This window comes from Bacillus sp. 196mf (assembly GCF_003217275.1).
Lineage (GTDB): Bacteria > Bacillota > Bacilli > Bacillales > Bacillaceae_G > Bacillus_A > Bacillus_A thuringiensis_S.
Genome location: NZ_QJTG01000075.1, coordinates 1 through 3873, shown reverse-complemented (window position 1 = coordinate 3873; position 3873 = coordinate 1). Strand labels below are relative to the sequence as shown.

Genomic DNA, 3873 nt, shown 5'->3' with positions numbered 1-3873 from the left:
TCTATCGTTTTTTTAAAATAAGCTTAAAGAGAGGAATGAATATTATGGATAAAGAAAGAGAGGAAATTTCATATAGAACATTATGTGAATTTGAAAAAAGTTTCCTTGAAAATTTCAAAGAAAAAGATGATGGAAACATAGAGTTTTCCACATTTAATTTGGAAGATAAAGAAAGAATGTCTCCTACTCAATCAATCACATACACATCCTTTAAAGATCTATTTGAAGAACAATATAAAGAATCATTTTTGACAAGTATTGAATCATTAGATTTGAAAGAAATAGATAATAAAGTAGGGGCTGATACATTAGATACTATAATAGCTAAAGATCCAATCATTCGTGTTCGTTATGAGGAAATAACCAAAGAACGGGATTTAGATAACGATGGAACACCCGATCGCATAGATATAGACGACACAAAAAATTCTGTACAAACAGTTGGAGATTTAGACAAAGTAAAAAGCTCAACCAATAAAGAAACTGAAGAGGATAATGAAGAGAAAAAAGAGAAGAAAATAAAGCGAAAAAACCATGATATGGAATTATAAAGGAGCAAATATCTATGAATATTTTAAAATGGATTCTAAGAACATTTTTAAAGTTATTGATATTCACCGTTACCATTTCATTTGCAATTATTAAATTTGTGCTATTTTTCATCCTATTTTTTCTTACACTTGGGCGGATTGGCTCCAACATGACAAAATTTTAAAAAGGAATGAACTAACTTTCCATCAAGGTGGATATATCACTGTATAGAGTTTGTATCATTCTGAAGAAACGAAATTTTCTGAATAATATTGAAAAATGCACCTTATCAAGATGCGTGTTTTGTTATCTGCTATTATGTATTATAAGAATATTCCCTTTATTAGGGTGATTGGAGGATTATATGAACGTTCAACTAAAGGGAAATGAACAACTTACTGAATTACTTAATGAATGGTATTTACAAATTCGTTCCAGGAATAGTGGCAATGCTAATCGTTTAAAAAAAGAAATCGAGAGTCAAATTAGTAATATACAAAACAATCAAGATTTATTATTTTATTACTCACTTCTTAATTTCCGTCATAAATATCTAATTAATAATATGGGTATTTCTAAAAATAGTTTTGACAAAATCGAAGATTTCGACACTCCAAGAGAAGATTATCTAGCATATTACTACCACTTTTTTAAAGCCATTCACTCTAATGCAGTTGGAAGCTATAATTTAGCAAAAGAGCATTATGAAAAAGCTGAATTACTCCTAATACACATTCCTGATGATCTTGAAAAAGCTGAATTCTATTATAATTTAGCTATTTTTCATTATCATATTCACCAAGCTCTTTTTGCCATAAAATACGCAAATATATCCAAGGATATATTTATTAATAACACTGATTGCGAATTAAAAATTTCCTATTGTAATAATCTTTTAGGATTAGCTTGCACTCACTTAAACGAATTTGAGATGGCAGAAGAATATTTCCTCACAGCAATAGACTTATTTCGTTCATTCGGTAACGAAAGGGATATATTAATTGCTCGTCAAAATTTGGGTTTAATGTATGCTGAACAAAAGCAATCTGTCTTGGCGGTTCGTTATTTATCTGAAGTAAATGAGAAGATGTCAAGTAACTATAGAGCACTTTTTGTTGAAGCTAAGCAACGCCTAATATTAGGAGAAACAGACATTGCATCAGAGCTTATAAAAAGAGGCCTACATATTTGTAAAGAATTAGAGATACTGGAATACCAATATCACTTTGAAATTCTTGATAAATTATGCAACGGAGATAAAACTGAAATTTTAGAAAATACTATATTAGCAGGAATGGAATACTTTAAGCAAGAAAAACTATGGGAGTATATTCAAGAATATTACGAAATTTTAGCTCTTCAGTTGCATAACGATACACAATTCGAAAAATCTAGCACATACTTTCATTTAACTTATCAGGCAAAAGAAAAAATTATTAGCAAAGAGGTGGTAAAATGAAGCTCTTAAAATTAAGTTTAGTAAGCCTTATCGCAATAGGTATTTTTACAATTGGGAATCCTTCAATCGGATTTGATGTCCAACAAGCTAGCAGTGCTGTAATTAGTTATGCACATGGCAATACTGGCTGAGAGTATTACTCACAAAAAGGGGAAATAGCCGAATTACAAATGTAATATGGCTATTTCTCTTTTCTCCATTTTTTATCAAAATAGAAACATGGAGTACCTAAAAATAAGCACTCCATGTTGTATGTATACGTATTGTTGTTTTTTTACTTCTTTTGATTTTTCCCACTCGGATGTTATTCTACTAACTTCCTTTAAATCTAACTTTTCATCGGGTATTAGATTTATAATCGCTCCTTTGAATAAGCAATGTGATTTATCATCTGTTTAAACATAAATCATATATGGATCTCGCCCATCAATAATTCCATTTAATGTTTTCCCATTTTGCAATACAAATTTACACGCAATTTTACGATAATCCAAATATTGAAGTATAGCATCGAACTTTAGAATCATATCTAATCGCCCTCAAAATATATTTGATAATTAATATGCATTATAGCAAGATTCAATCACCGAATATTGCACTCTCATCAACATCATCCAAATAAGTATCGCCTTTTTGTTTCTTTTCAATAGGCTCTGATTCCTTTTGTACTTTTACTTCTTCTTTCTTATCCACTTTCTCAATATGCTTTTCTTCTTTCTCGACTTTTTGTTCCTCTACTTCAGCAATTGGAACATTCTTGTTTTGATGAAAATTATTTATATTTGCGTTTTCTAGCAACGCTGAAATGTCTTGGTAAAATTTTTCCTTCATGAACAAATCTCTTTGCATTTTCTTCGATACTTCATAATCTGTTACATCATCTATTCCGTACTGATCTACAAAATGTAAAACTAACGTAATTAACGATTCAGATAGATTCGTTTGTGCATTGAGCCAATCATAAAATTTTGGATTTGTCTCTTTTTTAAAATTCCAATTGTATTGTTCTCTCTGTTTCTGTTTACTCATTTCTTAGCCACCTTAGAAGCCAATTTCTTACTTAAAATCTCCATACCTCTAACATTCATTTCTGTTGCATAGGTTGGTGAAATCCACAGTAATTGCATATCATTTACTTCACAAAACTCAAATGCTTTTTTATACAAATCTTCTCTTAGCGCAATGCTTCCTCCTCCGTAAACCGCGAGCACTTCAGCTTGGCTAGCTGTTTTATAAACATATGCTTTTTCGATATCATCATAAATCCCTTGAGCTTGCATATAACGAGTTTCTTCTAAAAATTCTACAGCCTTATCATGTTTTTTATCGTTAGGATCAGTAACTAATTCACTGAATTGTTGACGATTGATATCTACGCCACCCTCATATTCTTCTTGCAACAATTTAATTGCTCCCTCTATTGCATGACCAATTCCTCTTTTTTCTCCCCAACAAGCGTCTGGAACAGGGTTTAAACCCTTAGAAAAAATGTATTCAGAGGTACCGTCTCCAATATCAGCGTGCAGAATTTTTTTGTTTTTAAAATATTCACCATTTACTACTTCTTCTACCATTAGATTAGCTTTTCTCTTTTTAACCTCTTTATCATCTTCTTTACTATCTGTTTCTTTTTTATACAACTTATTAAAGTCATCGAACATATCTTGATTTCCTTCAAAGATGGCATATAAAGCCGGAATACCTTCGCGAGTTACTTTTACAGTTTCAAATTCGATTTTCACTGTTACTTTTTCTTCACCCACATACACGATCACAATATGCACATTTTCTTTAAAACGACTTTCTAGAAAACGAGCTTTCTTTCCTTCATATTCAGAAGCTGGAATTGCTAATATTAGTGATGCAGGTACCTCTATACTTTT

General features: G+C 30.9%; 6 protein-coding genes. 3 read left to right on the top strand and 3 right to left on the bottom strand.

All coding sequences use genetic code 11. The annotated features are described in order from the left end of the window. From ATL10_RS30350 to ATL10_RS32115, 3 genes are all read left to right on the top strand, one after another. A partial coding sequence (locus tag ATL10_RS30350) for a hypothetical protein (protein ID WP_346763357.1) occupies nucleotides 1-551 on the top strand: 551 nt, incomplete at its 5' end. Between the two features lie 344 nt (nucleotides 552-895). Next, nucleotides 896-1990 carry a Rap family tetratricopeptide repeat protein gene (locus ATL10_RS30345; protein ID WP_098772057.1) on the top strand — a complete coding sequence of 365 codons (1095 nt, stop codon included), beginning with the start codon at nucleotides 896-898 and terminating at the stop codon, nucleotides 1988-1990. After that, on the top strand, nucleotides 1987-2121 hold the full coding sequence (locus ATL10_RS32115; RefSeq protein WP_254914922.1) for a hypothetical protein: 135 nt from the start codon (nucleotides 1987-1989) through the stop codon (nucleotides 2119-2121). Before ATL10_RS30345 ends, ATL10_RS32115 begins: the two co-directional genes overlap by 4 nt. 264 nt (nucleotides 2122-2385) lie before the next feature. Here ATL10_RS32115 and ATL10_RS32265 read toward each other — a convergent pair whose 3' ends face one another. The 3 genes from ATL10_RS32265 to ATL10_RS30330 all read right to left on the bottom strand — a co-directional run. Continuing rightward, nucleotides 2386-2517 carry a hypothetical protein gene (locus ATL10_RS32265; protein ID WP_346763356.1) on the bottom strand — a complete coding sequence of 44 codons (132 nt, stop codon included), beginning with the start codon at nucleotides 2515-2517 and terminating at the stop codon, nucleotides 2386-2388. Between the two features lie 52 nt (nucleotides 2518-2569). Beyond that, on the bottom strand, nucleotides 2570-3019 hold the full coding sequence (locus ATL10_RS30335) for a hypothetical protein (RefSeq protein ID WP_110498320.1): 450 nt from the start codon (nucleotides 3017-3019) through the stop codon (nucleotides 2570-2572). After that, nucleotides 3016-3873, bottom strand: an 858-nt coding sequence (locus ATL10_RS30330) for a ParM/StbA family protein (protein WP_110498318.1), incomplete at its 5' end; no start/stop codon positions are given. The genes ATL10_RS30330 and ATL10_RS30335, both read right to left, overlap by 4 nt.